Annotated in this window: 21 protein-coding genes and 1 pseudogene; 16 read left to right on the top strand and 6 right to left on the bottom strand. The window is 63.7% G+C overall.

Annotated features, from left to right (window positions below; genetic code table 11):
- The first annotated feature begins 11 nt into the window (after positions 1 to 11).
- From AOP77_RS04190 to AOP77_RS04165, 6 genes are read left to right on the top strand one after another with little or no spacing between them, the layout of a single operon-like run.
- The gene (locus tag AOP77_RS04190; RefSeq protein ID WP_062209701.1) at positions 12 to 632 is read left to right on the top strand and encodes a histidine phosphatase family protein; all 621 of its coding nucleotides are present in this window, start codon (positions 12 to 14) and stop codon (positions 630 to 632) included.
- A complete protein-coding gene (locus tag AOP77_RS04185; protein WP_084622280.1) occupies positions 629 to 1282 on the top strand; it encodes a TlpA family protein disulfide reductase in 654 nt (217 codons plus the stop codon). The genes AOP77_RS04190 and AOP77_RS04185 overlap by 4 nt, the downstream gene beginning before the upstream one ends.
- Positions 1279 to 2067, top strand: a complete 789-nt coding sequence (locus AOP77_RS04180) for a cytochrome c biogenesis CcdA family protein (RefSeq protein ID WP_439644695.1) — start codon at positions 1279 to 1281, stop codon at positions 2065 to 2067. The genes AOP77_RS04185 and AOP77_RS04180 overlap by 4 nt, the downstream gene beginning before the upstream one ends.
- Complete coding sequence (gene resB / locus AOP77_RS04175) at positions 2067 to 3707, top strand: cytochrome c biogenesis protein ResB (protein ID WP_062209698.1); 1641 nt, start codon at positions 2067 to 2069, stop codon at positions 3705 to 3707. Before AOP77_RS04180 ends, resB begins: the two co-directional genes overlap by 1 nt.
- The gene (gene ccsB / locus AOP77_RS04170; RefSeq protein ID WP_062209694.1) at positions 3704 to 4795 is read left to right on the top strand and encodes a c-type cytochrome biogenesis protein CcsB; all 1092 of its coding nucleotides are present in this window, start codon (positions 3704 to 3706) and stop codon (positions 4793 to 4795) included. Before resB ends, ccsB begins: the two co-directional genes overlap by 4 nt.
- A 28-nt stretch (positions 4796 to 4823) precedes the next feature.
- Positions 4824 to 5963, top strand: coding sequence for a glycosyltransferase family 4 protein (locus tag AOP77_RS04165; protein ID WP_062209691.1), 1140 nt, complete (start codon positions 4824 to 4826; stop codon positions 5961 to 5963).
- A gap of 174 nt (positions 5964 to 6137) precedes the next feature.
- On the opposite strand, the gene AOP77_RS04160 is transcribed toward AOP77_RS04165, so the two are convergent.
- On the bottom strand, positions 6138 to 6437 hold the full coding sequence (locus AOP77_RS04160; RefSeq protein WP_062209688.1) for a PLD nuclease N-terminal domain-containing protein: 300 nt from the start codon (positions 6435 to 6437) through the stop codon (positions 6138 to 6140).
- A 33-nt stretch (positions 6438 to 6470) separates the two neighbouring features.
- On the opposite strand from AOP77_RS04160, the gene AOP77_RS04155 reads away from it, so the two are divergent.
- Entirely contained in the window at positions 6471 to 6761 is a 291-nt protein-coding gene (locus AOP77_RS04155) for a DUF4229 domain-containing protein (protein WP_062209685.1), read from the top strand.
- Here AOP77_RS04155 and AOP77_RS04150 read toward each other — a convergent pair.
- A complete protein-coding gene (locus AOP77_RS04150) occupies positions 6735 to 7610 on the bottom strand; it encodes a 1,4-dihydroxy-2-naphthoate polyprenyltransferase (protein WP_062209682.1) in 876 nt (291 codons plus the stop codon). The genes AOP77_RS04155 and AOP77_RS04150 overlap by 27 nt on opposite strands.
- 90 nt (positions 7611 to 7700) lie before the next feature.
- Positions 7701 to 8744 (bottom strand): AMP-binding enzyme, encoded by a 1044-nt coding sequence (locus AOP77_RS04145; RefSeq protein ID WP_062209680.1) that lies wholly within the window; start codon positions 8742 to 8744, stop codon positions 7701 to 7703.
- A gap of 34 nt (positions 8745 to 8778) precedes the next feature.
- Between AOP77_RS04145 and AOP77_RS04140 the strand changes: the two genes are divergently transcribed.
- Positions 8779 to 9861 (top strand): DUF3048 domain-containing protein, encoded by a 1083-nt coding sequence (locus AOP77_RS04140; protein ID WP_062209678.1) that lies wholly within the window; start codon positions 8779 to 8781, stop codon positions 9859 to 9861.
- Positions 9862 to 9908: 47 nt separating this feature from the next.
- Here AOP77_RS04140 and AOP77_RS04135 read toward each other — a convergent pair whose 3' ends face one another.
- Together AOP77_RS04135 and AOP77_RS04130 are read right to left on the bottom strand one after the other, a co-directional pair.
- Positions 9909 to 11468, bottom strand: coding sequence for an HNH endonuclease signature motif containing protein (locus AOP77_RS04135; RefSeq protein ID WP_062209676.1), 1560 nt, complete (start codon positions 11466 to 11468; stop codon positions 9909 to 9911).
- Between the two features lie 91 nt (positions 11469 to 11559).
- Complete coding sequence (locus AOP77_RS04130) at positions 11560 to 12492, bottom strand: 1,4-dihydroxy-2-naphthoyl-CoA synthase (RefSeq protein WP_062209674.1); 933 nt, start codon at positions 12490 to 12492, stop codon at positions 11560 to 11562.
- 105 nt (positions 12493 to 12597) lie between these two features.
- Here AOP77_RS04130 and AOP77_RS04125 point away from each other — a divergent pair, with 105 nt between their 5' ends.
- The 6 genes from AOP77_RS04125 to AOP77_RS04100 all read left to right on the top strand — a co-directional run bounded on the left by AOP77_RS04125 (position 12598) and on the right by AOP77_RS04100 (position 18784).
- On the top strand, positions 12598 to 13137 hold the full coding sequence (locus AOP77_RS04125; RefSeq protein WP_062209671.1) for an RNA polymerase sigma factor: 540 nt from the start codon (positions 12598 to 12600) through the stop codon (positions 13135 to 13137).
- The gene (locus AOP77_RS04120; RefSeq protein WP_062209668.1) at positions 13134 to 14660 is read left to right on the top strand and encodes a hypothetical protein; all 1527 of its coding nucleotides are present in this window, start codon (positions 13134 to 13136) and stop codon (positions 14658 to 14660) included. Before AOP77_RS04125 ends, AOP77_RS04120 begins: the two co-directional genes overlap by 4 nt.
- A 47-nt stretch (positions 14661 to 14707) precedes the next feature.
- Complete coding sequence (locus AOP77_RS12230) at positions 14708 to 15595, top strand: o-succinylbenzoate synthase (RefSeq protein ID WP_152649764.1); 888 nt, start codon at positions 14708 to 14710, stop codon at positions 15593 to 15595.
- The gene (gene menD, locus AOP77_RS12225) at positions 15592 to 17268 is read left to right on the top strand and encodes a 2-succinyl-5-enolpyruvyl-6-hydroxy-3-cyclohexene-1-carboxylic-acid synthase (protein WP_062211440.1); all 1677 of its coding nucleotides are present in this window, start codon (positions 15592 to 15594) and stop codon (positions 17266 to 17268) included. The genes AOP77_RS12230 and menD overlap by 4 nt, the downstream gene beginning before the upstream one ends.
- Positions 17269 to 17297: 29 nt before the next feature.
- A complete protein-coding gene (locus AOP77_RS04105) occupies positions 17298 to 18065 on the top strand; it encodes a hypothetical protein (RefSeq protein ID WP_152649763.1) in 768 nt (255 codons plus the stop codon).
- A gap of 158 nt (positions 18066 to 18223) precedes the next feature.
- Positions 18224 to 18784 carry a hypothetical protein gene (locus AOP77_RS04100; RefSeq protein WP_062209662.1) on the top strand — a complete coding sequence of 187 codons (561 nt, stop codon included), beginning with the start codon at positions 18224 to 18226 and terminating at the stop codon, positions 18782 to 18784.
- Positions 18785 to 18836: 52 nt separating this feature from the next.
- On the opposite strand, the pseudogene AOP77_RS04095 reads toward AOP77_RS04100, so the two are convergent.
- Positions 18837 to 19106, bottom strand: a pseudogene (locus tag AOP77_RS04095) (chorismate-binding protein); the annotation flags it as partial.
- A gap of 275 nt (positions 19107 to 19381) precedes the next feature.
- On the opposite strand from AOP77_RS04095, the gene AOP77_RS04090 reads away from it, so the two are divergent.
- Both AOP77_RS04090 and AOP77_RS04085 read left to right on the top strand, forming a co-directional pair.
- Positions 19382 to 25807 carry a DUF6531 domain-containing protein gene (locus tag AOP77_RS04090; RefSeq protein ID WP_152649762.1) on the top strand — a complete coding sequence of 2142 codons (6426 nt, stop codon included), beginning with the start codon at positions 19382 to 19384 and terminating at the stop codon, positions 25805 to 25807.
- A complete protein-coding gene (locus tag AOP77_RS04085) occupies positions 25804 to 26409 on the top strand; it encodes a hypothetical protein (RefSeq protein WP_152649761.1) in 606 nt (201 codons plus the stop codon). Before AOP77_RS04090 ends, AOP77_RS04085 begins: the two co-directional genes overlap by 4 nt.
- Positions 26410 to 26834: the final 425 nt, after the last annotated feature.

Below are 26834 nucleotides of genomic sequence, written 5' to 3'. Positions count from 1 at the left end.
ACAATAGACATATGCCCCTGGTTCACCTCCTGCGTCACGGTCACGTCCACAACCCGGACAAGATCCTGTACGGCCGCCTGCCTGAGTTCCGCTTGTCGGAGACCGGCGAGGCGATGGCGCAGGCTGTGGCGGACTCCCTTGTCGAGGGCGGCAACAGAGTCGGCCGAGTGGTGGCCTCACCGCTTCTCAGGGCCCAGCAGACCGCGGTGCCCGTCGCGAAGGCCTTCGACCTGGAGATCGTCACCGACGACCGGCTCATCGAGGCCGCCAACGTTTACCAGGGCGAACCTGTGCAATCGGGCCCCAAGGACTTCATGCACCCGCGCCACTGGTGGCGCCTGCGCAACCCGTGGACGCCGTCCTGGGGCGAGCCCTATGTCGAGCAGCGCGACCGCATGTGGGCGGCCATCACTGACGCCGCCCGCGCGAACCCCGACTCGGAGACCGTGATGGTGAGCCACCAACTGCCCATCTGGGTCGCGCGCATGCACTTTGAGGGGCGCAAGTTCTTCCACGACCCGCGGTCGCGCGAGTGTGCAGTGGCGTCGCTGACGTCGTTCGAGTTCGAGGGCGACAAGCCCGTCGCGATGTTCTACAGCGAACCGGCGGCCCACATCGAGGTCCCTAAGTGAAGCGCGGCGCGCGCCTGGTGTTGCTCGTCGCAGTGATCGCCGCCATCGTGTTCACGCTTGCGAGCTGCGCCCCGGGCGAGGCAGTCGAGTCACCCGGCTATGTCAGCGGCGACGGCACGGTCACGATATTTAGCGAGTCCGACCAGCCAGACCCCCTCGTGTTGACGGGAACCTCCTTCACAGGCGAGCCCATCGATGTCGCGGACTACCGCGGCCAGGCTGTCATCGTCAACACTTGGTACGCATCCTGCCCGCCATGTCGCGCAGAGGCGCCCGACCTGGTGGCAGCGGATGCGCGCGACGACGTCCAGGTGGTGGGCATCAACGGACGGGACGATGCCGCGACTGCCGAGGCCTTCGACCGCACCTTTGGCGCGCATTACCCCAGCATTGACGACAAGAACGGAGAGGCAGTGGCCGCGCTGCAGGGGCTCATCGCCGTCAACGCCGTGCCGTCGTCCGTGATCCTCGACACCGATGGCCGCATCTACGCGCGCGTCATCGGCCGCGTCGAGCCATCGACGCTCACGTCCCTGCTCGATGGCGCGCTGGGCGAGCCCGAGGGCAGCGACACGAGCGATGACTCGAGCGATGCCAGCGCGGCCGGTAGGGCCGACACCGCATCGGCCGATGCTGAGGCCGGCTCTTGACGGGCCTCGCCACGGGCGCCATGACGGGCATTGGCGGTAGTTTCGCCGACACGGCCCTGACGGGCTCCCTGCTCGCAGCGCTACCCATCGCGCTCCTCGCGGGTCTGGTCAGCTTCGCGTCGCCCTGCGTGGTGCCCCTGGTACCCGGCTACCTGGGCTACGTGTCTGGCATGGCCGGCGCGGATGCGGGAACCGGCAAGGGGGCCTCACGCCCGCGACTGGTTCTGGGAGTGCTGCTCTTCATCGCCGGTTTCTCCGCGGTGTTCATCACGATCGCCTTTCTCGCGACGTCACTCGGCGCTCAGGTGCAGGGCCAACTGGACATCATTACCCGCGTGCTGGGTGTCATCGTCATCCTGATGGGAATCGCGTTCATGGGTGCGATGCCGTTTCTGCAAAACGAGAAGCGCTTCCACGTCAGCCCCAAGGCCGGCCTTGCCGGGGCGCCGCTGTTGGGCGTGGCATTCGGGCTGGGCTGGACCCCCTGCATCGGCCCCACGCTCACCGCCGTCCTCACGCTCGGCTTGACGGAGGGTTCGCAGGGGCGAGGCGTGCTGCTGGCCGTCGCGTACTGCTTTGGTTTGGGCCTGCCGTTCCTGCTGTTCGCGCTATTCATGCAACGCTCCAAGCCCGCGCTTGCGTGGCTGCGCCGCCACCGCCTGGCACTCATGCGCTTTGGTGGGGCCATGCTCATCATCCTGGGCGTGATGCTCGTGACGGGGCTGTGGGGACAGGTCACGAACTGGTTGCAGGGCTGGATCGACTCCTTTTGGGTGGCAATCTGATGGCACGCGTGAAGATCGACAACTACGCCGTGGCCGACGCGCCGCGGCTGGGCGTGCGCGGCTGGCTGCGGTGGATCTGGCGTCAGGTCACCTCGATGCGCATCGCGCTGATTCTGCTGCTCCTGCTGGCGCTCGCGGCCATCCCCGGGTCGGTGCTGCCGCAGTGGCCGCAGCAGCCTGGTGAGACCAAGGCGTTCATTGACAACAATGCCGTGATCGGGCCGGTGCTGGACAAGCTGGGCTTCCTGGACGTGTTCGGCTCGGCGTGGTTCACCGCCATCTACGTGCTGCTGTTCGCCTCGCTGATCGGCTGCATCATCCCGCGGGCCCTCGCGCATTACAAAGCGATGCGCGCCCCGGTCCCCGCCGTCCCGAGCTCGCTCGCGCGCTACGAGCCGTCCGGCCGCGAGGAGACGGACGTCGACGCCGCGACCGCGATCGAGCGTGCGCGCAAGGAGCTGCGCCCCCGTGCCGGCTGGCTGGGAGCCCTGACGGGCTACCGCATCCGCATCGACGAGCGCGCTGTCAAAGATGGTGCCGTCAAGACGAACGACGGCAAGGAACGCCGCGAGCTCGCGATGACTGCGGACATGGGTCACATCCGCGAGCTGGGAAACCTGATCTTCCACATCTCGCTGGTGTTCGTGCTGATCGCGGTGGGCGCCGGCACGCTGTTGACGTATCGCGGCCAGGCGATCATCGTCGAGGGCCGCACATTCACCAACGCGGCGGTTGCTTACGACACGTTCTCCAACGGCAGCGGCTTTGATCCGGCCGACCTGCAGCCGTTCACAGTGAAACTCGACGGTCTGGACGCGGTCTTCGAAGACAACGGCCGACCCAAGGAGTTCACGGCTCACGTGACGCTGCAGGAGCCCGGCGAGGACGCGGTCCAGAAGGACGTGCAGGTGAACCGCCCGTTGCAGGTGGACGGCGCCAAGATGTACCTCCAGGGCAATGGCTACGCGCCCGTGTTCACCTACACGGACGGCGACGGCAACGTGGCCTTCGAGGGCCCGGTAGTTTTCCTTCCGCAGGACCAGGTCTACACGTCGACCGGAGTCGTGAAGGTGCCGGACGTGACGTCGGGCGAGCAGATCGGACTCAAGGGGACGCTGCTGCCCACCGAGGTCACCAAGCCCGGCGGGTCTGTATCCATTCACCCGGATCCGGGCAATCCGGTGATCTACTTCACTGCCTACACCGGCGACCTGGGGCTCGACGACGGGGTCCCTCAGAATGCGTATCAGCTTGACGAGAGCGAGCTGAGCCCGGTCCGAGGTGATGACGGCCAGCCGTTCGTGTTCGGCATCACGCTGGGCGACACCGTCACGCTGCCTGACGGCCTAGGGACCATCAGTTTTGATGCGCTGCCGCGCTTCGCCGCCATGGATCTACGCGCCGACCCCAGCCTGCCGTGGCTGCTCGCCGCATCCATCTCGATGCTGGTGGGACTCGCGATCAGCCTTTTCGCCACCCGGCGCCGAATGTGGCTGGTGGCGCCGATGGATACGACAACTACAGTGGTTGAGGCGGCCGCGCTCGCGCCGTCGCATGATGGTGGAGTCGAGGCGGCGCTAGACCGGGCGCTCGCCGCGACGAGCGGGCGTGTGCCCGACGCCGATGAGGAGGACGAGTGAACAACCTGCAACAGCTCAGTGCGATGGCCCTGTGGGGCGCGTGTGTGCTCTACGCCATCGCGATGGTCGCCTACGCGATCCGCCTCTCCCGCGTCGCCGAACTTAAGGGCGCCGCCGCTGCCGCGAACAAGACCGCGGAGCCGGAGGCCGCAGTCAGTGTTGGTAGCGCTCCCGCGCAGGCATCCGCCGCATCGGCCACAGTCAGCGCAAACGCCGGGACAGGGAAGACTGGAGCCTCAACGCCGGGCGCCGGGGCATCGGCTGGAAGTCGTGATCAGAAGGCCGCCAAGGCGCTGGGCATCGCGCGGGCGGCGACCCTGGTCGGCGCCGTGCTGCACGCCGTGGGCGTGACCGCGCGCGGTATTGAGGCCGAGCACGTGCCGTGGTCGACCATGTACGAGTACACGATTTCGGGTTCGCTCGTGGCCGTCGTTGTCTTCCTGATAGTGCAGCGCAAGCGCGACATCACCTACATGGGTGCCGGCGTCACCGGCCTCGCGACCATCGCCCTGGGTCTGGGGCTCACCGTGCTGTACCAGGACGCAACCGGCCTCCAGCCGGCGCTGCAGAGCTTCTGGCTGGTCATCCACGTGTCCATCGCCACCATCGCGACCGGCATCTTTGGCGTGGGCTTCATCGCGACCGCGCTGCAGTTGATGCGCGACTATCGCGACAGTGAGCCACGCCAGGTCACCAACCGCTTCCTCAAGGCCTTCCATGACCCCGGAGTACGCGTCATCAAGGGCAAGACCTTCCGCTTCCTCGAGGCGGTGCCGAGCCCCAAGAAGCTCGAGGCGCTGGCGTTCCGCCTGAACGCCGTGGGTTTTGTGCTGTGGACGTTCACTGTGATGGCCGGCGCGATCTGGGCCGAGCACGCGTGGGGCCGCTACTGGGGCTGGGACCCCAAGGAGATCTGGTCCTTTGTGATCTGGGTCATCTACGCCGCCTACCTGCACGCGCGCACCACTCAGGGCTGGGCGGGTCGCCGCAGCGCATGGGTCTCGATCGTTGGGTTCGCAGCGATCATCATGAACTTCACCGTGGTCAACCTGGTATTCCAGGGTCTGCACTCCTACGCCAAGGCCTAGTCGCCCGCGCGGCGCCTAAAGTGAATCCGTGACTGACTCCCTGAAGATCGCGCTGGTCCTCGACGACAGCATCGACCGGCCCGACGGCGTGCAGCAGTACGCGCTGACGCTGGGCGGCTACCTCGAGCGTGCCGGTCACACCGTGCACTACGTGTGCTCCGAGGCGTCTCGTGACGATGTGACTGTGCACTCGCTGGCCCGCAACATGGCCGTGACGTTCAACGGCAATGGGCTGCGGGTACCCCTGCCCACGTCTCGCAAGGCGTTGCGCGAGTTCCTGGAGCGCGAGCGCTACGACGTGATTCACGTGCAGACGCCGCATTCGCCGCTGTTTGCGGCGCGCGTGGTCGATGAGGCCAGGCGCGTGCAGGCCCGCACCGTGCGGATTGTGGGGACTTTTCACATCCTGCCCGATGGTCGTGTCAGTTCGATCGGCACGCACGCCTTGGGAAAGGTGTTGCGGTGCAACCTGCGCAAGTTCGACGATTTCGCTGCCGTATCCGCGCCGGCTGCCGAGTTCGCCCGGGAGGCCTTTGGTATCGAGTGCACGGTGATTCCGAATGCCGTGGATGTGGCTGCGGTTGCCGGCGCGGTGCGTGAGCCGCGGCCAGTGCGGGGCCCGGGTGACCGCTTGGTGGTTGCGTTTCTTGGCCGGCTGGTGGAACGTAAGGGAGCGCTCGAGCTCGTGCAGGCTCTCGGTGCCCTCCCAGGTGAGACCGTGCGACGACTGGACGTGCGAATCGGCGGAAAGGGCCCGTTGCTGGGCGACCTCGAGGCGGCCATCGAGTCCCAAGGGCTGGGTGGCGTGGTGAGGCTTGAGGGATTTGTGAGCGAGGAGGACAAGCCGCAGTTTTACGCGGATGCTGACCTCGCCGTCTTCCCCGCCACCGGTGGTGAGAGCTTTGGGATCGTGCTGATCGAGGCGATGGCGTCAGGATCGGGCGTCGTGATGGGAGGCGACAACCCTGGCTACCGCTCGGTGCTGGGTGAACGCCCCCAGGTGACCGTAGATGCACGAGACGCAGGAGCCTTCGCCGCTGTGCTCCAGGAAGTGCTGAGCGACGCGGCGCTGCGCGACGAGATTCACGACGAGCAGGTAGAACTACTGAAGGCCTACGACATCAATGTGACGGGTGCGGCGATGTTGGAGCTGTACAAGGGACACTGAGCCACACCTGGCGCGCACGGAATCCTCAAATGGCGCACCGAGCCTCACACTGCGGACCGAATCTTCAAAAAGGTGCGTCGAGCCTCGCGCCGCGCGCCGAATCCTCAGATGTTGCGCTGAGCCCAGCACCGCGCACCTAGGGAGCGCGCCCGGTGAGCGGGCTACATTGCTTGCCTAGTTGCCGTTGCCCTGCTGCTTGCGGCGGCGTTCCTGCTCGCGCAACCAGCTGAGGTAGTCGGGGTCATCGTCCGGACCCTTGCCGCGCGGCTCAGGCTTGGGCTGACCGCCGGTTCCGCGGTTGCTGAACTTCAGGAACAGCCAAGCGCCGGCTCCCACGTAGGGGAACAGCAGGATGATCAGCACCCACGCCCACTTGGGCAGGCTGTAGGGCGAGTCTTCGGGGCGCTGGAGGGCATCGGAGAGGCAATACGCGACCAGGAGTACGTAAAGAACGAACGGTAGTAGGCGGAGCATGAGCACACTCTAGCGCCGGGTACCGTTATCCGTATGAAGGTTCTCGCCTATTGGGCCGCCCGCACCGGCATCTTTGTTGTGGTGTTGATTGTGTTGTGGAGCGTCGGCTGGCGCGACATTCTTGCTGTGATCGCCGCGTTCATCGTGGCCTGGCTGATCTCCTACCTGGTGCTGCCCAACATGCGAGAGCGCGCCAAGGTGCAGATGGACGCGTGGGTGAGCCGTTCACACGCGCGCCAGCACTCTGAGGACTCGGTGGAGGACGCGGAAGCCGAGGGCGGCTCGCAGGGGGTCTCTCTAGAGCGCGATGCCGATCGCGAGTAGTAGGCCGTAGGTGAGTCCGACGGCGCTGATGCCGCCAAAGACTAGCGGCATGCGAGTCGTGACCGCGCTGACGCGCATGGCGATGGCGAGCAGTAGCGAGGGCAGGGCCACGACCGTCGCGATGAGCGCCCACGGGTGCGAGAACGCGATGATCACGACGATGACGATGGGCAGCAGTACCGTGATTGCGAACAGCTGACGAGCCCGCAGGTCGCCAATCTTGACCGCGAGGGTGTGTTTGCCAGCGAGCGCATCGGTCTCCAGGTCGCGGATGTTGTTCACCATCAGTAGTGCGACGGCGTACAGGCCTACGCCGATGGATCCGAGCACCCCAATCCAGCTGATTGCGTTGGCCTGGGTCACCTCGGTGCCGAGCACCGCCACGGGGCCAAAGAAGACAAAGACGCTGATCTCGCCCCAACCCGAATATCCGTAGGGCTTGGAGCTGCCGGTGTAGGTCCAAGCCGCGATGATCGCGACGATTCCGATGGGGGCAAGCCACCACAGGCCCGAGACCAGGATCAGCGCAACGCCCAGCAGGGCGGCGACGGTGAACGACATGTACGCCGCTCGCTTGACCTGCGTGGGGGTTGCCTTGCCGGTAGCAACCAGCCTGTCGGGGCCGATGCGGTCCAGGTCGGTTCCCTTGACGCCGTCGGAGTAGTCATTGGCGAAGTTCACGGCGATTTGCATGGCGAGGGCTACGCCAAGGGCGAGGAGCGCTGGCACGGCGGCAGCCTGTCCGGGCGGCTGGGCGCTCGCGGCGGCGGTGCCGACAGCGACGGGCGCGATCGCTGTCCAGAGAGTGCGGGGGCGCGAACCGGCAACCCAGTCGTTGATGGTCGGCATGTGTCTCCCGTCGGGTGTGCGCGAGGCTCCTCGCGCATTGGATACTTCGTTGCGGCGTCTAGAAGTGGCCGCAGTTGCTCAGGCGCGGGCCTATTTGCCCCGCGAGAGCGACTGCGATGCCAGGAATGCCGCCGCGCTCCTATCGATTTTGCCACCTGCGGTGCGGGGCAATGACCGCGTCAGCACGGTGTCGCGGGGCAGGGCGTAGGGCGGGAGCATCTCGCGCAGTGCGTCGCGAAGTTGCTGTGCGTCCGGCAGAGGGGTGTGGGAGTCGGGGTGTTCCATGACGGCGACCACGCGCTTGCCCCATTCAGGGTCGTCGACCCCAACCACGATGGACTGCGGCGCACTGTCAAGGGCTGCGATGGCCCGCTCCACCATGACGGGATGAACCTTGTGGGCCCCGGAGATGATTACGTCGTCCGCGCGGCCCAGCACCTCGAGCCGGCCACTGTGCCAGCGGCCCAGGTCACCGGTGCGTAGCCACCGCACCCCGTTGTGGGTTACCCACGCGGATGTGTCCCCGTCCGCGTAGCCGTCCGCGAGTGTCGCCCCGGAGATCAAGATCCGGTCGTCGTCGGCGATGGCCACCTCGACGCCGTGAAGTGGGTCGCCGTCGTAGACGCAACCACCGGTGGTCTCGGTCATCCCGTAGGTCTCGATGACATTGGGCGGGCGCTCTCCGTCGCCAAACGCAGCGCCGCCCACCAGCACGGCATCGAACAAGGCGAGCGCGTCACGGCCAAGGTCGGAGGCCATGAGGCGCACCACTTGGGTCGGAACCAGCGACACGTATCGCCGCCCGGCCGGGACCTCTGCGGCGGCGGTCGCGAACGCCTCCGCCGTGAAGCGTCCAGGGGGCATGGTGGTCAGCGTCTGCTCGGTAAGGCCGGCACGGATGGCGACGAGGGCTCCGCCGATGCGGTCCGGCGGTAGGGCGAGTAGCCAGGACCCGGGCCCGCCAAGACGCCCAATGGTCGCAAAGGTCGACGCGCGAATAGCCCGAATGCTCAGGAGGACCTCGCGGGGTGTCCCAGTCGACCCGGAGGTCGCCACGGAGAGGCCATCGGTCTCGCCTTCCAACACTGCCGAGACCGCCGCGGTGGGATTCTTCGCCAGGGGCGCGTACGTCATGTGACCAGCGTATGACGCACGTACACTTTCGCCTATGAGGATCAACCGAAAGCTTGCCGGATTTTCCGGATTGGTCATTGCCGCGCTGACGCTGGCCGCGTGTGCAGCGGATCCGGTCCCGAACGTCACGAACACGGCGACTCCCACGCCGAGCGCGTCGCGAGTAGCAGTGCCGTCGCCCCCTCCGGTGCCTGAGGCCGCGATAGTTTGGCCGCTGACGGGCATCGACGCCGCCGATGCATCGGCCGATGACCTCGCCCGTCCGGCGCTGTCGATCAAGATCGAAAACTCTGCCGCCGCGCGCCCTCAGGAAAACCTCGACAAGGCCGACGTCGTCTTCGAGGAGTATGTCGAGTCGGGCATTTCGCGCCTCGTCGCCGTGTACCACTCCGATGTCCCCGCGAGTGTGGGGCCGATTCGTTCGATGCGCCCGATGGACAAGAACATCATGGGGTCTATGAAGGGCCCCTTGATCTTCTCCGGCGCCCAAGCGCGCTTTGTCACGGAAACCATCAACAGCGGCCAAAAGGTCATCACGCAAGACCGCGGCGACTACGGCTTCTACCGCACCAGTGACAAGGCCTCGCCTCACAATTTGCACGGGTACACCTCGGACTTCTTTGAGCAGTCCGAGGATATGCCTGCCCCGCCGCAGCAGTGGGACTACGCCAAGGAGGGTGACGAGCCCACCTCTGCTGCAGGTACTCCAGCATCGGCGATCAAGATCCACATGTCGCAGTACTCCAATCCGAGTTGGAAGTGGGACGACGCCAAGAAGCTGTGGATGCGTTCGGAGGACGGCAACGCGCACGTCACGAGCGACGGCGATCAGATTGGCGCCAGCAACGTTGTGGTGCTCGACGTCACGGTGCAATACACGTCCGCGAGTGGCGGGTCCTCGGTCCCCGAGACCATCGTGGCTGGCCAGAGTGGCACCGGAATCGTCGCCTCGGGCAATACTCAGATTCCGATCAAGTGGTCAAAGGCTGGTCAATACGACCCGTGGGTCTTCACCACTGAGGACGGGGACCCTGTCGAGTTGCTTCAGGGCAAGACCTGGGTTGAGCTCATCCCGAATAAGGGAGTCTCCAATGACACGTCGGTTGCAGTCTCCTAGATAGAGCCCCTTGTCCCGAACTGCCATACGCCGCAAGAATGGCAATGTCAGGCGGCCGGGGTGGACTCCCCGTCTAGAGCTAGATGCGCCTTGCCGCCGAGTCGCGGACCCATCTCAGAACTAACCCCGGGCGGCGGAGTAAACCAGACCTCCCCTCGCTTGACGTCTATCTTCCAGTTGTCGCGATGGATGCGATGGTGGCATCCCGTGCACAACATGACGCCGTTGCTGAGGTCCGTGGGGCCTTTGTCTCGGGCCCACCATCGAATGTGGTGCGCCTCGCAAAATGAGGGCGGGGCGTGACACCAACTACAGCCTCCATCACGCTCCACAAGTCCGATGCGTTGCGCGGGTGTGAATCTGCGGTGTCTGCGTCCGATGTCGAGCGGAAGCGACTCGCCGCCGAGCATCACAGGAACTATCGCCGCGTCCACCGCCATGGTCCGCAGGGTTCCGACGGTGACTGGGCCGGTTAATTGATCGCATTCGCCGAGGGCTAGGTTGACCGCTTCCGGGACGCCTCGTGCAACGCTGCCGTCGCTGCCGGCAGCACTCGTCCCGCGGTAGCCCGCCGCACGCCCGCCACTCTTGTCGCTCAGGCGTTCGCGCAGGTCCTTCTCCGCTAGGCGTACCACCACGGTGGTTTTGACTCCCGAGGTGGGCTGGTCGCAGTCCATTCCGTGCTGTGCGAGGCTCGCAAGGGCGTCAAGCCGGATCTGTCCGGGCATGCGCGTGTCCGACAGCCCTGTGCCACCGTCGGGCACCGCGCGGCGCTGCTGAAAGGCCCATTTGGTCTGTGCATCTATCCACGCCTTGATGGGGGCCGCGCTCGCGGCGTCCATTCGCGCAGTCATTGTCGTCATTCCGTCTGGATCCTCGCCAAAGAAAAGCGATCGGTTCTCTACATGGCGGCGCTCCTTTGCGGCGAGCTCTCTGGGCGAGCACCACGCGCGTTCGCGGTCACACACGCGACGCAGGTCAGCCAAACGCAGAGTGAGCGCCTTCGCTACGAGTCGTCGCTCTAACTCGTCTAGCCGCTTCATCACCGCTGTGAGCGCGACCTCGTGCTCGTCCTCCTGTTGTGCGTCGTCGGTCATCGCTGCGCGACAGGCGTCCAACGTGCGCTTGATGAGCGCGACCTGCTCGGACCCGAGTCGACCCGCGGTAATTGCCGCCGCAAGGTGCGGGTAGCGAGGCTGCGTTGCGGCTCCCGTCGACTCGATCTCGCCCGATGCGTCGCGCTCCCCGTCCATCGCTGCGTCACGGGAGGCAAGTAGGCTACGCGGCTCCTCGGTACGGAGCGCCTGCCCCATCGCAATCAGCCGACCAGCATCGCCAGGGGACGTTCCCAGCGTCTTGGCTAGGAACTGCTGAGAGTTACTGAAGCCCTCCTTGCGCGCCAACCCGCCCACACCCAACTCGGGCACACTTCGACGCTCGACCTCGCCGGCCATGGTCGCCGCGACCACGTCAAGGGCGCGCCGCGCACCGCCCACCGCCTCGCGCAGTTCGTCGAGTTCGGTCTTCGACAGTTCCGCCTCTGCGCGTCCCTCAAAAGCGCGCAACCGCGCTACTTCCCGGGCCAGTGGATTCGTCAGAATGGTCATGCTCAAAGTCAATCATCGGGGTCCGACAAATGGTGTCAAACCATGACAAACTCGACCGAAACCGTTGAGTTACCACGGCAGATTGCCGCTCCTAGAACGCGTACGGGAAACGCGTCCAGTCCGGCTCGCGGCGCTCGAGGAACGCGTCGCGCCCCTCCTGAGCCTCGTCCGTCATATACGCCATACGGGTCGCCTCACCGGCGAATACCTGCTGACCCGCGAGCCCATCGTCGGCCAGGTTGAAGGCGTACTTCAGCATCCGGATAGCCTGCGGCGACTTGGACGCGATCGTCTTCGCGTACTCGAGCGCTGTCGCCTCCAACTGATCGTGCAGCACGGCCTCGTTCACCACGCCCCAAGCCGCAGCATCGGCCGCCGAATATTCGCGCGCGAGGAAGAAGATCTCCCGCGCACGCTTGTCTCCCACCTGGCGGGCCAACAAAGCAGACCCGTACCCGGCATCGAACGACCCCACATTCGCGTCGGTCTGCTTAAAACGCGCGTGCTCGGCCGATGCGATGGACAGGTCCGCGACCACGTTCAGGCTGTGTCCGCCCCCGGCCGCCCAGCCGTTGACGGCCGCGATGGTGACCTTGGGCATCGTTCGCATGAGTCGTTGTACTTCAAGAATGTGGAGGCGCCCACCGTGAGCCGGCGCATCGGCAGCCGAGCCCTCGTACAGGTAGCCGTCCCTGCCACGAATGCGCTGATCGCCGCCCGAGCAGAACGCGTGGACGCCATCGGCCGGGCTGGGGCCGTTGCCCGTCAAAATGACGGCGGCGACGTCCGACGTCATGCGTGCGTGGTCGAGCGCGCGGTACAGCTGGTCCACGGTCTGCGGACGGAACGCATTGCGCACCTCGGGGCGGTTGAACGCAATACGCACGGCGGGCAGGTCGCGCTCCTCGCCTTCGGAGCGCAGCACCCAACGGTGGTAGGTGATGTCCTCGTCGGCAAAGCCATCGATGGATCGCCACTGCGACGCATCGAAGGTGCTGGAAACGCTGGTGGGAATCTGGCTCATACTCCGAGCGTATCGACACCCCGCCCCTGGCATCCACCAAGTGCCCCAACCTTTTGCCCGCGCGGCTACGTGTCATATCCAGACACCAACTGGAAAGGTAGGCGCATGCGACAGGATCCGATGCTGACTCGACTGCTCGACGAGCGGTACTCAGCGCTGGTGGGCTACGCGGTGGTGGTGACCGGCGCGCGGCCAGACGCCGAAGATGCGGTGCACGATGCGCTGATTTCCGTCTTCTCCCGCCGCCGTAAGTTCCAATCGCTTCAGCACGCCGAGGGCTACGTCAAGCGAGCCATCGCTTCGCGCTACATCGACTCCAAGCGCAGCGGTGCGAGCAGGGCTGCGCGCGAGCTGCGTAGTTACGTACGCGACACTCCTCGCGTCGCACCCGCCCCCGAAGATCAAGCATCCGGGGATGCGGCACTCGTGGCGGCGATGAGGTCGCTGGCTCCGCGGGTGAGGGCCTGCGTGGCGCTGAGGTATTTGGCGGATCAATCGATAGTGGAGACTGCGCGAGCGCTCGGCCTCTCCGACGGCGCAGTGAAGCGCTACACGGCGGATGGCCTCGCGGCCCTGTCCACTCAACTGGGAACGGACGTGACCGCGCCGGAGACGGCCGAGGTCATCACTGGAGGAACACGATGAGCGACATTCGGGAACTACTTCACGGCATGCAGCGCGACGCAGACACCGGAGCGGATGCGCCGGCCGGGTTGCGCGCGAGCATCCAGCGAATGGCGCGGCGTCGGCGGGTCACGCGCGAGGTCGCCGGCGGCTCGCTCGCCGTGGTCGCGGCGGGGGCGCTCGCCTGGGGTGTGGTGCGTATCGGGGACGGAGGTCAGGCCGCGCCTGCAGGAATTTCCATGTCCCCGTCGCCCATGTCGTCGACCGCCGCCACGCCAACGCCGGAACCAACTGTGACGCCGAGTATCTCTCCGAGTGGGTCTGGTGATGGGCCGTGGGGCGATTCGAGCTCCACCATGCTGGTCCCCGCAACCCACCAGGCGGCCAACGCGGCGTTGAGCCCGACCGCGGGGCCCACTCTGAGCATTGGGGTCCTGGAGCCTGCCATCTCGTTTGCGGGATGGGAGGACGCCCAGTGTTCCTCGATGGTTGGCGCCTGCGGTCGAGTTGAAGCACCTCCAGCGACTCGCGAAATCCTGGACCGCGTCGCACCCGAGTGGGCCGTGGTGGCGGACCTCGTGAACGCCGCATGGGCGCCCGACGCGCCGCTCAGCGCTCTATACCTTGCTTCCCCCGAAGGGGATTTCTACACACTGCTCGACACCGCCGCACTTGAGTCCGGGCTGGGCGTGCCGATGGGCACCGTACGAGACCTGGCCCTCAACGCGCGGGCCGGAACCATGGTGCTCGAGATGATCGGGCAGGGTGGACAGAACGCCACAGTATTCGTTGACCTTTCCACGGGTCGCACCACACAACTATTTTTTAGCGACTCGTGGACCACCAGCATCGAGCGCGACGGGGACAGTTGGCTCGTCTGGGGCGCCACAACTGACGGCACGCCCTTCGGCGCCCGCTTGGCTCCAGACGCACAGTCGTGGGACGTAGACGGCATGTGGGCCGTGAAGGATGGACAGGTCGAGCGGGCTGCGGGGCGGCTCATTGTTCGAAGCGATCTGGGCTATGTGGGGCTACCGCAGTCGGATCTGTCCATTGCGAACGTCACCGCCCCCACTTCAGCGTCGGAGCAGTGCGAGGTCGTGAAGGCGAACGACGACGGGCTGCTGAGATACTGTGCGACGGATGCCGGCTCTGCTCCAGCCGGTCAGCGCGTGGCGTGGGACGGGACAGTGAGCCAGGCCCCTGGGGCGCCCATCTTGGTCGGCGTGCCGTACTGGCGTAGTGCGGTAGCGCTGGGCGACGGAATCCTCGCCGCGTACCGCTATGTCAACGGAGATGACCCGACCGACAACCCCGATGTCCCGCTCTACGAGTGGTACCGGCCTTCGGGGACCACAGTCATTGATGAGCCCTCGGCCTTCGGTCTCTATCCATCACGCGTCGATGGCGCTGCTGCCTGGGTTCTCCCTGAGACGGGGGTGGCAGTGATCGGTGGGGACGGCACGTGGCACCAACTCGCCGAATGGGCGGACGACTCAGACCTCCAGTATGCGCACCACGCGTCGGTCCTCGACATCGGATAGGCGCAATTCGCGCAACACTCGGCCCCGCTCACTCGTACTCTAGGTATATGGAGTTCCGACCGTTCAAAGTCGAGCTCGCGACCACCTTCAGAGGGGTCACGAGCCGCTCCGGCATTCTCATGCGTGGCACGGGCCCTGATGGCGCCGATGCCTGGGGCGAGTATTCGCCCTTCGCGGACTACGGACCGGAGCGCGCTGGTAGATGGTGGAGGGCCGCAATGGAGGCCGCGCGCGGCGGGTGGCCCGCACCCGTGCGTGACCAGGTCGAGGTCAACTCCATCGTCCCCGAACTTCCGCCGGCAGAGGCCGCGCGCCTCGCGGTGGCAGGCGGTTGTCGCACCGCCAAAGTCAAAGTGGGCGGGTATTCTTCGCCGATGCAGGATGCGGCTCGCGTGGAGGCCGTCGCCGGGGCGTTGGGTCCGGGTGGCAAGGTCCGCGTGGACGCGAACGGCCACTGGGATGTGGACGACGCCGTGCGCGCCCTGACGGAACTCGAGCTCGCCGCCCGCCGCGGCGGACTCGACGGACTGGAGTACGTTGAGCAACCGTGCGCCACTGTGGATGAGCTCGCCACATTGCGCCGCCGTGTCGACACGAAGATTGCGGCTGATGAATCCATCCGCATCCCCACCGACCCCATGGAGGTGGTGCGCAAGCACGCGGCCGACATCATCGTCCTCAAAGTTGCCCCGCTGGGTGGAGTCCGGGCCTGCCTCGACCTAGCCGAACAGGTCGGAATCCCAGTGGTCGTCGCATCGGCGATGGAAAGTTCGGTGGGTCTCGCGGCGGGAATCGCGCTCGCCCGTGCACTGCCCCAACTCGACTACGCGTGCGGCCTCGGCACCGGCGCGCTCCTCGCCACGGACACTGTGCGCGAGACGATCGTCCCGAAGGATGGAATGCTAGGGCCCGTGAACCTGGACGTCGTCGCGTGAGCGCAAACCCATCCGCGGAGTTCGCGCGGGAACTGATCGCCGCGCTCGCCTCTCATGGAGTCGAGGACTACGTACTGTGCCCCGGGTCGCGTTCAGGCCCCTTGGCCCACGCGCTCGCTGAGGCAGGGTCCTCAAACCCGCCTCTCGGTGCTCCACGCGTGAACCTGCACGTGCGCATCGACGAGCGCACGGCGGCCTTTCTCGCGCTGGGAATCGCTCGCGCTCGCGCGCTCAAGGGCGATCTGCGACCCGTCGCCATCGTCACCACCTCCGGCACGGCCGTGGGTAACCTGTTGCCAGCCGTGATGGAAGCTCACCACTCTGGAATCCCACTGCTGCTACTCACCGCCGACCGGCCAAGTGAGTTGCGCGGCGTGGGGGCCAACCAGACCACCGACCAGACCGACATCTTCGGTACCTTCGCGCGCTGGTCCGCCGAGGTTCCAGCTCCCAATGTGGGCGAGGGGTCCGGTCGCGCGGCCCGCCTCGCCGCCCGCGCCGTCAAGGCTGCCGTGGGCGACTCGCGTCGCGACGACATGACCGGCTCGCCTGGCCCCGTCCAACTCGACCTCGAATTCCGTGAGCCACTCGTGGGTGATGGTGGAGTCTGGCCGGACGTTCCCGCCGTCGACTACTCGCCCTCAGGCGGCGTCCCCGTGGTGACGCCGGCCGATGCCGCCGCACCCCTACCCAGCGTGACCAACGGCGTGGTGATCGCCGGGGACGGCGCTGGAGATGCCGCTCGACTAGTTGCCGAGGCGCACGGCTGGCCCCTGCTCGCTGAGCCCACCTCGGGAGCCCGCTGCGGCGACTCGTGCGTGTCCGCGTACTTTGACCTTCTTGCGGCCGATGCTGGCAAGAAGCTGGCCGAGCGCGTCCACCTGGTAGTGGTGGTGGGTAGGCCCACGCTGTCGCGTGGCATCTCCGCGCTGATCGCGCACGCGCCCACTCTGATGGTGGCTCGCCATGGCGCGCGCTGGCGCGAGGCCCCCCGACATGCAGAGCGAGTGGTGCGTGACGTTCCCCGAATCTGGACCGAGGCGCCCAGCGAATCCCTCGACCTAGGCGACCGTGCCTGGCTGAATGAGTGGAAGTCCGCGGCGCTCGCGGCACACGTGCAGACTCCCGCGTGGGGCCGTCGCGCCGTCGCCGCCGAACTTGTCAGGGCACTCGGAAGTGGCGACATCGCGGTGCTGGGCTCCTCGGGGTCCATCCGTGCGGTGGACCGCATCGCGCCGAGTTGGGTCACGGACGATCTCCCGACCTTCATCGCCAACCGAGGCCTCGCGGGCATCGACGGCACGGTCTCGACCGCCGTAGGCGTGGCGCTCGCGGCCCGCCGCCCGGTGCACGCGCTCATGGGCGACGTCACCTTCCTACATGACGTAGGCGGACTGCTCATTGGGCCCCATGAGAGCCGACCCAAGTTACGGATCGTGGTCGTGAACGACGGTGGCGGAACCATCTTTGGCGGCCTCGAGCACTCGAGTGCTCCCGCCGAATACGTGGAGCGGGTGTTCACCACGCCGCACGGCGCGGATATCGCGTCCCTCTGCGCGGGCTACGGCGTCGCGTACACGGCGGTGCGCTCTGCCGATGCGCTGGCCGCGGCCCTCGCGCAGCCTCCGGTGGGGCTTGAGGTCGTCGAGGCCGTGCTGAATACGAGCGATTAGTTCGAGTCCGCGTTCGTAGCATTGTCGGCTTGCTGGAAAGGGCGAACTCCAGTCTCGACGTCGCGAGAAACGCGTATGTGGACCTACCTGAAGCAAGCTTTGGGCATGCGATGCTCTCGACTGTGTTGGGAGGTGGAGTCGCAAATCTCGGAAGATTCGGTATTGCGAGCAGTGTCATCGGCCTCTACGTGGCGAAACAAAAGATGGAAGCGGCTCGTGATGCAGAGGCACTCGTAGCACTGCGCGCCCTGCAGAGTGACCTAGACGCGATTGCACAGAACATTTCCCTGCTCGACCACGACCTTGAGGCCACTGGTCCCGGAATGTCACAGTGGGCCAGCTTAGGGTCGTCAGACACAAGCGGGCCCGATGAACTGGGGTTCTCCATCGGCTCCCCGCAGCGCCCCGATATTGAATGGGATGAGGATTTTATTTACGACTCGCAGTCGGCGAACCCTGGCGACTATGCGAATGCTGCGAAATGGAAGGCGAAGAGTGCCGGGGCGAGGCTCTTGAAGGGGGATCTTGGGGACGCACTTGATGCGTACGACCACTATTGGTCGATCACGGGTGATCCATTCACGATCGACCTGGAGAAGGCGTACAGCGACGACGCCAGCATCGCAAGCAACATTGACAGTGCGATTCGCATTGCGCAACAGTCCGCTGACGGTTATGCAGCAAGCGGGCGAAGCGACTTTTCAATGACAGGGGAGGCGGGCGCGGCGGGCGACTACCCAGTAACTGAAAACTGGCAAAAGACGGTTGGCGGACATCGCAAGCGGCGCTCCGGATGATGAAAACGGCAGATTTACTGAGGTCGGCTGGGCTAAACCGTTCGAGACTTCGGGGTCCTACACCCGTACCGTCACGTGGACCGTGGGAGACCCCGACTCCATGACGATTTCCGCTCCCTCTCCCGCCCCCGAGGCAGGGGCAAGATAGCGTGGCTCACATGATGCGTCCCAGACTTTCAACAACCGAGGCATCGCTTGCGCGCGAGAATCTGGCACAGCGCTCTGCACTGACTTTGACGCTCATAGTTTCGATGCTGGTTCTGACGTTGATGCTGACGTCGTGCGCATCGTCATCCAATTCCACCCCTGGTGACCGAGGAGAGAACGTGACGAACTCCACCGACAAGCAAGGCGACGGGCAGCTGCGAAGCGACCTGGAGCCACTGGTTAACCGATTCCCTGCGCTCGCAGCGGCAGACTCGGCAACGTGGGTGTCAGGAACGATGGGCAGCTCGGACGTGCCCGGCCCGAGTACTTACTGGATCGATGCTGTCATTGTGTTGCCGCCGAACGAGTATGCGGCGCTCAAGGAACGTGCGACTGAAGCGGTGGCGGAGCAACCGGAGGGGTTCTCGGGCGAGCTCGCCCCGGCTGTTCCTGGTGGTGGCCTCCTCGGCTCAGCCGAGCTCGACGCACTATTTTCGCAGGACGGCTTTTCAACCACAGCGGTGCTCGTTGACGACGGGCAAACGCTTTTACTCTCCAGCAAGTTTCAATGACGAGCCCCAGACTGCGCTCGTGCCCATCCGTAGCGGGCTGACGAGGGCCGCGTTACAGCGCGCCTAGTGCCTTGCGCATGGGCTCCAGCTTGGCCTCCGATTCGGCCCATTCGGAGTCCGGTACGGACATGGCGACGATGCCGCAGCCGGCGAACAGCCGCGCACGGCTGGGGTCCTCGCGGTTGATTTCTGCCGAGCGCAGGCCGATGCACCACTCGCCGTCGCCGGCGGCGTTGGTCCAGCCCACGGGGCCGGCATAGCGACCGCGGTCCAGGTCCTCTAGGTCGTCGATCACGCGCGCGGCGGCCAGGGTGGGGGTGCCATGGCGGACCTCTCACTCGCGGCTTTGCGATTAAGACCACGAATGCTGGTCAGCCGCACTCAACAAGATTCCAGTGAAAGGTCGTAGAGCAGTGAGCAGTGAGCAGAGAGCGGCTAGCGGTCAGTTGGATGAAGTTCCAGTCGAAGTTGAATAACTCCGCGAGTCCATCGACAGTAACCGCGGTCTTATCCATCTGCATACCTTTGGAAACTGGCGGGGGACGGCACGCGAAGCGCCTTGTCAAGCCCCCAGTTTGGGGGGCTAGCAGGAATGACATGAGCCTGCTACGGTCTGACTTGCTACGGGGGTTGCGCCACGAAAGGCGCGATGCTCACAAAGCTGACAACGAGGTTATTTTGGTGCGAGTAGGTACGTTCACGCACTTCTTAGGCGTAATCGCCGCGGTCATTGTGCTGGCGCTTGCAGCGGAGCCCTTGGTGGCAATTCCAGTGGCCGCAGCACCGCAAGCCTTGACGTCACCAGGTGCGCCTTCTGCCGCGGCACTCGCGACTGCGGGTGGGGTCACTCTCGCGGACCTCGCACCTACGTTGACGGTTTCTACGTCTATTTCTTCGGCCAGTTCCGCGCAGACTTTCACTGTCAATGCGACGTCGTCTGTAGCGGCGACAGCGTCTACTCCCATTACTGTCATTGATTTCACGTTGGGAACGGTGCTGAAGACGTGTACTTCGGGGACGGTATGCAGCGTGTCTACAAGTTTCATCTCGACCGAACCCAGGCAATACATTGGCCGTCACGGTCAGACCGAGACTGAGCCGGCCACGGTCTTCGCTACGCCGTGGCAATTGACGCTGTCGACATCTCGCGAAATCGTGGCAGCTGGCGAGACCTTTGCTTTGGACCTGTTCATGGATCGCAAACCTTTCGACGTGCGATCCGTTTGGGGGGTACGTATCGTCGATTCGGTGACCGGAGAGGTCTTTAGCGAGTGCCCAGGCGTCACCACAGTGACGGGTGGTTACAATTGTCGTGCTTCAATGCAGTGGTTCTCCGACGACTCGCGGGAATTTCGTGGTGAGTTGTATGACAAATCTTCTGGTGATGTGATTACTGAATCCAATGTCGTCATTGTCACATCGAAGCCCTGGGTTGTTTCGGTTTCGACCGACACGCAGGTGCTTGGTCCAGATCAGAAGGCGACTCTGACGGTACATGCGAACCAACAGATTTATTCTGTGCGCAGTAAGTACGTGATTCACATTATTGATGAGTCCACTGGCGCGCTGGTGCACAGTTGCATCAAATTGACTTTAGCTGCGGGGGACTACACCTGTGCTACTAAAGTTTCCGCCGCGCCGGGGTCTGAGGGACGGTTCCGTGCGGTCGTGGCACCGCCATCGACTCCGAACGAGGGCTCCTTGGCGAGCTCAAATGTGGCTTCAATCTTCGCGGGTGACTGGACGCTGAGGCTTGAAGTGGACAGGCCGGTAGTCAATGTCAACGAGTCGTTTCATTTGACAGCCAAACTCAACGGGATACCCGCCAATGCCTCCCCAGCAAAGCGTCTGTATATCCTCGACGAGACCACCGGGACCGTGGTGAAATGGTGTGACACGGGCAATCTCGATTCGGCCGGTGAGATTTCTTGCGTCTATTGGCGCTACGCAGATCCTGCGGTGAGGGCTCACACATACAAGGCCGTAGTCGCCTCTCCTGTTTCACAGGATGCTGACGTGACGGCGACGTCAAACGCTGTGCCGGTCACCCCGCTTCCTTGGAGCATTGACTGGAATGGCATGTCAATGGAGGTTGATCCCGGCTCGATTGCCCCTAGCGGCCCGTCGTCCAACTGGCCAGCTACCGGTGAAGGTCTTGGTGCCTATGGTCCTGGTGGATGGCCGAGTGTCGTGGTGGCACCACCGTATGGACAGGCGAGTGTTTCGGCTCGAAGTAGCCAGAGCACACGCAAGACAGTGGGCTACTACCAGGTCTATGTCGAGAATGTCACGACCGGTGAGATCCTGTCCACTTGCTCAGGAGATTCCTACGGAGCGTCCATGGATTGGACGGCCTGCTCCGCCTCGTTGGATTTTGATCAACTCTTGAATCGTCAGAATGTACGAGCGTTTGTGGCTCCCACCCATAACCCTGGCGGTCCGCGGTTGGCGCAAACCGCATTGCAAACCTTGGGAAGAGTAAAAATAGAAGCCACGCTTGACATCGCCGCGCCCGGAGACAGTTGCCGCAACAATACAGATCTCTATTTGAGGCTGCTTGGTGACACCGACTGGTCGGTACGCAACTCGAGTTACTTCCCCACACTCCACGGACCTCGAGGTGACGGGACAACATCTTGGTACTACTACTACTGGAGTTTTTACGATCAGATCGGTCATTGCGATGATCGTGACTCGTACCGCGGCGCTTACTACTTCACGGTTGACGGAAATGCGAACGGTATGAGCGACCGCATCGCCACCAGCAATGTTGTGTTCTATCCACGCACTCATGCAAGGGCGGAACTGGCCGCTGGGGGTAATGCCGCAGAGAACTGTGTGCAGACCTGTTCGGGTGACCCCGTCAACACTTCTAGTGGCGAGTTCTTTGAAACAACGGTGGATCTGAGTTTGCCTGGTATTGGTCCGCAGGTGGCGTGGGCGCGAACGTATTCGTCGACACTCAGGACGCAAGACCAGGGTTTGGGAAATGGTTGGATCGCAAACGACCAGATGCGCTTGGCGACGCTCGACGGTACTTCTCTGGCGGACGCGACTTACGTGTCCGTGGCTCAAGAAAACGGCGCCTATGTTGACTTTGCTCGTAGCCCCAATGGCACGTGGATTGCACCACCGCGAGTCTTCGCGACGTTGACGGAAAACTCTGATCACACCTTCACCTTCGTGCGCAAAAGCGAGGAGTTTTTCACCTTCTCCGCGAACGGACAACTTCAGTCCGCCGCCGACCGCAATGGCAATACCGTGGATTTCACTTATGACTCGGCGGGTGATCTGACTCGGATGCTTGCGGATGATGGGCGGTGGATCGATGTCGCGCGGACACCTTCGGGTCGGGTCACGGAGGTATCTGATAGTTCTGGTCGCTCAGTAGCATACGAGTTTAGTCCGGCTAACGATCTCGTGGAGGTGTCGACCCCCGCTGGCAACTCCGCGACTTACGATTACGACAACTCGCATCGGATGGTGGCGTTGACGCCGCCGGCTTCGGGTACCACCACTAACCAGTACGACTCCAGCAGCCGTGTCATCAAGCAGGTGGCGCCCGACGGCGGGGTGACCCACTTTTCCTATTCTGGTGCTACCACGACGGTGACTCAGCCAGATGGAACGGTGGTGCGTGAGGTGTACACCGGTCAACAGTTAACGTCGCGCACTGTTGCCTATGGAACGCCGCTTGCGGCGACCACCCAATTCACTTACACCGCCAGATCTCAGGTTGCCTCGACTATGGACCCAGCTGGCAAGATCAGCACATTCGTCTACGACCAGGTCGGAAATCTGCGGCAGGTGGTAGATGGCAGTGGTGCTATCTCGAGTTATACCTTCGATGATCAGAACAACCTCATCAAGGTGAGTAAAGCGCTTGGCGCGGATGCGTCCTTCACTTACGACGACCGCGGAAATGTGACCTCAGCCACTGATTCCATGGGCAGTACGTTCACGTATCAGATTGATGCGAAGGGTCGCCGCGTGTCCACCATGGACCCTTACGGAAATGTTTCACACGTCACATACGATGAGTTTGCCAACCCTGAGGTTTCGGTCTCTCCTTCGGGGGTGAAGACTGTGACCGAGGCCGACTCACTGGGACGTATCACCCGTAGTTGGGATCCAAGAGCCTGGGAACCAGGGGCGTCAGCGGACGATTTTGCCACCAACTACACCTACAACGACTTAGGACTATTTGAGAGTGTCGTTGACCCTAGCGGCGCATCCGTATCTACCACGTACGATGCGGCGGGCAGGGTGACAAGTACGATCGACGCGCTTGGGCGCGCTGCTACGGTTGAGTATGACAGTTCGGGTCAACCGGTGATGGTGACCGATGCCGCAGGGCGGTCTACCACTTACGGTTACGACAAAATGGGTCGCACTACTGATGTCACCACGCATGATGGTCGGCAGTCCTTGATGACGTATGACGCTCTCGGAAGGCTCACGTCGCTCACAGATGCAGCGCAGGGCGTCACGACCTACACGTACAACAGTGCGGACCAGCCGGTGACTGTGACCGACCCGGACAGACGGACTTTTACGAGTAGCTACGACCAGTACGGCAGGCTTGAAGCAACCATTGACCCCCTCGGAGCGCAGACCACTTACGTGCACGATGCACTGGGACGTGTGACACAGTCCACTGACCCTGGTGGTTTTACGCGCACCTACACGTACGACCATGCGGGCAGGGTCACTAAAGTGCAGTTCCCTGACAACAGCTTTGAAACCACGAGCTACGACAAACTCGGGCGTACGGCCTCCACCACGGACAGTGCCGGAAGAACTGCGACGTATGAATACGATGCCGAGGGCCGGTTAACGGGCTCTGTTGACATCCTTGGACGCGAAACTACGTCTACCTATATCGCCGGCTACCTGGACACCTCCGTGGGAGCTGATGGCGTCGTCACGAACTACGCGTATGACTCACGCGGGTACACCGTAGGCACGAGCGTGGGGAACTCGAACGATGTGTCGTTTGATATTGACGCTGCGGGCCGAATGGTGAGCCGCACAGAACCTGCCGGCACTTCCACATTTGGGTACGACGATCTGGATCGCCTCACGAGTGTGTCTGGCCCCACGGGTAACGTTGCCTACGGGTTTGATGCTGCGGACAACCTGACAACCATGACCTACCCGTCTGGGCGGGTGGTGACCTACGACCATGACGTCCTGGGACGCCGCGTTGAAGTTTCGACGGACGGGGTCGGTGGAATCGACTTTGATTGGTCCGCGGGTGGATTGCTCGAACAGGTGGATTTCCCTAACAGCGTCAGCACACAGATGGGTTTCGATGATGCTGGCAGGCTCGCCTCAGTCGATGTGAATGCGGGTTCGACATCACTGTTGGCTATCGACTATGGGTTGTCTGGCGATGGCCGTCTGGTGAGCCGTTCAACGCAGCGCGCTGATGGTGCGCCCGTGGCGGAATCATTCTCGAGCGATTCACTGGGTAGGGTCTCGCCCACGGTCAATGGTGCTCCCTCAGCGGTCTTCACTGCCTCGCATGAGGTTCAGGGTCTGCCTGATGGCTCGACGATGACGTACTCACCGTCTGGTGTCCCGGAGCTTAGAGACGTCGGGGGTGTGGTCACTGTTCTTGAGCATGATGTCGTGGGACAGCGGCTGTCCGAGTCGGTCCAGGGGATGCAGGTCGCTGGGTATGGGTGGAATGATCTGGGCCAGTTGACGAGTGTGAGTGACACGTCGACGGGGGTGGATGTTGCCTACCAGTACGCAGGTGGACTGCGAACCAGTGCGACGGGTGTTAATGCGGGTGGTGTTGTTGATGACACGTATGTGTGGGACACCACGACCAGTGTGCCCTTACTCCTCAGTGACGGCGAGTTTGAGTACGTCTACGGGACAGGCACTACCCCGGTAGCGCAGGTCAACGTGTCCAGTGGTGCGGTGTTGTTTTTGCATGGTGACCTGATTGGTTCCACACGGTCCGTGACTGATGCTTCTGGGGCGGTGGTGGCTGAGTTCGACTACGAACTCTATGGCGAACAGGTGGTGGTCTCAGGGGACGCGGATGCGACACGGTTCTTGTTCGCGGGGGAGTACCTTGACCCTGCGGGTGACTATTACCTGAGGAACCGGGTCTTTGATCCAAGGACTGCGGTGTTCTTAAGTGTGGACCCGGTGCTCACTGTTACGGGAATGCCCTTTGCTTACACAGCGGGCAACCCACTTCAGGGCACAGACCCATTGGGGTTGTATGGCTGGGGTGACTTTGGTGGCGATCTTGCCAGTGTGGGCAGCGTTGTGTGGGATGAGGTGTCGTCGCCGGAGTTCATTGCCTCCACGGTGGTGTTTGTGGGGTGCACCACTCTCACCGCAGGGGCGGGCACTCTTGCCTGCGCCACCGCAGCAGGTGCTGTGTATGGTGCTGTGGCTTATGGTGCGAACACCCCGCCGGAGTGCATGTCGTGGGGCGGGTTCTTTACCCAAACGATGACGGGTGCTGCGACAGGCTTCATTGGTGGTGCGATCTTTGGCCCCGTCGCGACAAGAGTTGTTATGGCTGCGCGTACCGTATTGAACAACGCTGCACCCGTCGTTCTCAGACAGTCCGTATCAAGCGTTACCGGTTCGGGTGCACAAGCGATCCGCACCTTCACCAACAACCTCACACAACGAACCAGCACAACAGCCAATAGCATGGGCACTCGGCTTGCGCAGGACATCGCCGTAAGCCCTGTCGCGCCGCGGGCATTGGGTCTCGGAAGATCGGTTGGGCGTGCATCTCACAACCAGGCTCTCCAAGCCGAAATCGCCGCACTCCCGCGTGGTGCGACGGGCATCCGGGTCAACCAGCAGCAGGTCAGCGTGTTCGGGCAACGCCTTGGGGTCAACCGGCCCGACCTGCAGTACACACTCAACGGCCGGCGCTATTACGTCGAGTACGAAGGCATCGCAAATCCCCGAGGGGCCCTTCACGAAGCACGTATTTTGGCCAACGATCCAGAGGCCAATTTCATTTTGAGGATAGTGCCGTGATGCTTCCATCAGCAGCAGGGGGCGCGACCACAGAACAGGTCGGCTACTTTGAGGTCGGGCCTGCAGTTTTGGCCGACTGGATTGTCCGCGGCTTCGATTCTGCATGGGATACTCGCCCTGCCGGCATAGTTACGATGGAGGAGGCTGTGGCCGACCTCCTCCCGTCAGGAACCGAGGTCACTCGATACTTGTGCGTGCCAGTCGGCGAGTGGACGGCACTGCTTAGCAACGGGCACCTTGGCACTGACGTAGGCGTGCTGCCGAGTTACGCAGCGCGAGAGCTTGGTTGCCGCGCGATGCGTGTGTTGAGTGTCGACGACACTGCCACGTACCCGGCCCGCGTGCTGGAGGTCTTCGGTTCCGAGGGAGAGCAGCCGCTGGCCCTGGAGCGCTCAATCGTGGCCGCGAACGACGGCGGTCGTTGGGTATTCGAGACTTCTGGAACGGCCTACCCGTTCGAGGATCAATCCGCTTACCAACGACGTTCAAAGGCCCGCCGTTTCACCACGGAGATGGTCTACGACTACCTGCGTGCGCTCGGCGTCCCGACAGATGTGACTATTGATTGGAGTGGCGCGATCGTGGTGGAGCGACGACGGTGATTCGCAGCGCCGAATTGGCCCGGGGCTGAACCCCCGTGATTTGGCTCCAGTCGCTCAGCGAGTTGTCTTGATGCCTGCTCCCTGGTCCCGGTTTGCTCCGTGTTGATCGTTGACGTTCTCGTGTTGGAGGTCGGTGAAGGTGCAGTTGAGAACGGGTCTATCTTGGTGGCGATGAGCGTAGATATGGACGGAGTTCGTGTCGTGTGGGGCTTGTAGGTCGCCCCTTGTGGGGTGTGAAGGTGCGAGACAGCGGATCGCTGTGGCGACGCATCTGAAGATTCGTGGCATTGTCGATGCATGCATCGTTTGTTGCGGCGGACTCAAGGGGTCACTCGACGGGTTCAGGGCAGTCTGGCCTCAAGTGGTCGTGCACACCGGCGTTGTGCCTCTAGTGCGCCACAGCCTGCTGTGATCCCCACGTCAAC

This window comes from Demequina oxidasica (assembly GCF_000975115.1).
Taxonomy (GTDB): Bacteria; Actinomycetota; Actinomycetes; order Actinomycetales; family Demequinaceae; genus Demequina; species Demequina oxidasica.
This window is presented reverse-complemented; position numbering and strand designations above follow the sequence as displayed.

What these genes read in the sequence shown, in the direction of transcription:
- AOP77_RS04155 (WP_062209685.1), top strand. Translation starts at nt 6,471, where the DNA reads ATGAAGGTTCTCGCCTATTGGGCCGCCCGCACCGGCATCTTTGTTGTG.
- AOP77_RS04150 (WP_062209682.1), bottom strand. Translation starts at nt 7,610, where the DNA reads ATGCCGACCATCAACGACTGGGTTGCCGGTTCGCGCCCCCGCACTCTC.
- AOP77_RS04145 (WP_062209680.1), bottom strand. Translation starts at nt 8,744, where the DNA reads ATGACGTACGCGCCCCTGGCGAAGAATCCCACCGCGGCGGTCTCGGCA.
- AOP77_RS04120 (WP_062209668.1), top strand. Translation starts at nt 13,134, where the DNA reads ATGAGCGACATTCGGGAACTACTTCACGGCATGCAGCGCGACGCAGAC.
- AOP77_RS04140 (WP_062209678.1), top strand. Translation starts at nt 8,779, where the DNA reads ATGAGGATCAACCGAAAGCTTGCCGGATTTTCCGGATTGGTCATTGCC.
- AOP77_RS04135 (WP_062209676.1), bottom strand. Translation starts at nt 11,468, where the DNA reads ATGACCATTCTGACGAATCCACTGGCCCGGGAAGTAGCGCGGTTGCGC.
- resB (WP_062209698.1), top strand. Translation starts at nt 2,067, where the DNA reads ATGGCACGCGTGAAGATCGACAACTACGCCGTGGCCGACGCGCCGCGG.
- AOP77_RS04130 (WP_062209674.1), bottom strand. Translation starts at nt 12,492, where the DNA reads ATGAGCCAGATTCCCACCAGCGTTTCCAGCACCTTCGATGCGTCGCAG.
- AOP77_RS04090 (WP_152649762.1), top strand. Translation starts at nt 19,382, where the DNA reads ATGAGCCTGCTACGGTCTGACTTGCTACGGGGGTTGCGCCACGAAAGG.
- AOP77_RS12230 (WP_152649764.1), top strand. Translation starts at nt 14,708, where the DNA reads ATGGAGTTCCGACCGTTCAAAGTCGAGCTCGCGACCACCTTCAGAGGG.
- AOP77_RS04125 (WP_062209671.1), top strand. Translation starts at nt 12,598, where the DNA reads ATGCGACAGGATCCGATGCTGACTCGACTGCTCGACGAGCGGTACTCA.
- AOP77_RS04100 (WP_062209662.1), top strand. Translation starts at nt 18,224, where the DNA reads ATGATGCGTCCCAGACTTTCAACAACCGAGGCATCGCTTGCGCGCGAG.
- AOP77_RS04160 (WP_062209688.1), bottom strand. Translation starts at nt 6,437, where the DNA reads ATGCTCCGCCTACTACCGTTCGTTCTTTACGTACTCCTGGTCGCGTAT.
- AOP77_RS04190 (WP_062209701.1), top strand. Translation starts at nt 12, where the DNA reads ATGCCCCTGGTTCACCTCCTGCGTCACGGTCACGTCCACAACCCGGAC.